Source organism: uncultured Allobaculum sp., assembly GCF_948576815.1.
GTDB lineage: Bacteria > Bacillota_I > Bacilli_A > Erysipelotrichales > Erysipelotrichaceae > Allobaculum > Allobaculum fili.
On the sequence record NZ_CAPAEZ010000128.1, the window covers coordinates 1 to 1,500 of the forward strand.

General features: G+C 51.1%; 1 protein-coding gene. It reads right to left on the minus strand.

All coding sequences use genetic code 11. The features are described from left to right. Positions 1-84: 84 nt before the first annotated feature. A partial coding sequence (locus Q2J39_RS10705) for an IS66 family transposase (protein ID WP_300922211.1) occupies positions 85-1,500 on the minus strand: 1,416 nt, incomplete at its 5' end.

The following is a 1,500-nucleotide window of genomic DNA, read 5'->3' on the forward strand; positions in this document are numbered from 1 at the left end:
GTAAGCGGGAAAAAGAACCGCGTATAGTTAAAGGCCCCTGTCTGTGAGATACTTCTCGCAAGCAGGGGCCCTTTTTCTTTCGGGTTATACGCATTGTTCTTTGACTTCTGCATTCCACGGCATCATCTGATCAAGGATCTCGTCACTCAGCTGCCCGATCTTTCCCCTCAGTTTTTCCAACACGTACAGTATGTATTTGTACGGTACCAGTCCGTTGGCTTTCGCACTTTCTACGACCGAATACAGTACGCCGCAGCTTCGGGCTCCTCTCGGACTTCCCGAGAACAGCCAGTTGCGCCGTCCGATCGCGAAGCTTCGGATCGTTCTTTCCGATAACGAATTGGTCATCGGTACATTGCCGTCTTTTAGATAAATCTTCAGTCCTTCTTCGTTATCTACCAGATAATTCAGGGCCTGTTTTTCCTTTTGGGTTGTCCAGCCTTCTGTGGCCAGGGCTGTTTTTGCGCACACGAAAACCTGCTCCACGAGCCCTCCTTCGCGCAGCATCCTTTCTTCTTTTCGTTCTTTTGGCTTCAGTTTCTGAAGCTTCGCTTCGATACGGAAGATCTTCATGATCTGTGTAAGTATCTTCACTGACACGGATCCTGCTGCTTCCTTCAGGCCTTCCAGAGCATCTACAAAGTACCTTCTGGCATGAGCCCAGCACAGTGCTCTTTCGTCATGATCGACCTGATTGTATCCGGCATAGTCGTCTGTGATCAATATCCCTGCGAATCCTTCCAGATAATCGGCGGCATACTTTCCGCCTCTTCCGGGCTGATAGTCGAACAGCCGCATCGGATGTTCGCTTTCCTGTATCGAACTGTACACCCACATATACGACTTGTTCGTATTCCTGCGCCCCTCTTCCTTCATGACCTGGATGGTCGTTTCGTCGCAGTGTATATACTCCTCTTTCAGCAGGTGACTTTTCATCCGTTCGATCAGCGGTTCGAAATAACTCTCCGATCCCAGCATCACCCAGTTGGACATCGTTCTTCGGCTCACAGGAAGCTTCCAGCTCTTCCATTCCTTTTCCTGCCGGTAATAGGTCACGCCTTTGACAAACCGTTCGTTGGCCACATAGGCCAGGGCCTGCGCGCTCGCAAAAGAACCGGGGATCAAAGCGGCCGGCGCGTCTGTCTTATAAAGAACGCCTTCCCCGTCATTCATGCAGGCAGGGCAGGCGTAGGTTTCTGTATAAATGTCTTCGATGATGATCTGCGCAGGGAGGACCTTTACGATCGTGTGCGCTTTCTCTTCGCCCACCTTGATCATTTCTTCTCCGCAATATGGACATTTCTTTTCTTCTTCGGTCGCTTCGATCACCACTTTTTCATGCGGAAGGGAGTCCAGGTCGTCCGTACGGTTCGGACAGCGGCGGCGCTCATGCGCCTTGACTGTCCCTGTACGTTCTTCCTGTTTCGGTTCCGGATAATCCATAGTGAACAGAGGTTCCATATTGGCCATCATCTCAAGCGCGGCTGCCTTTTCGCTCTT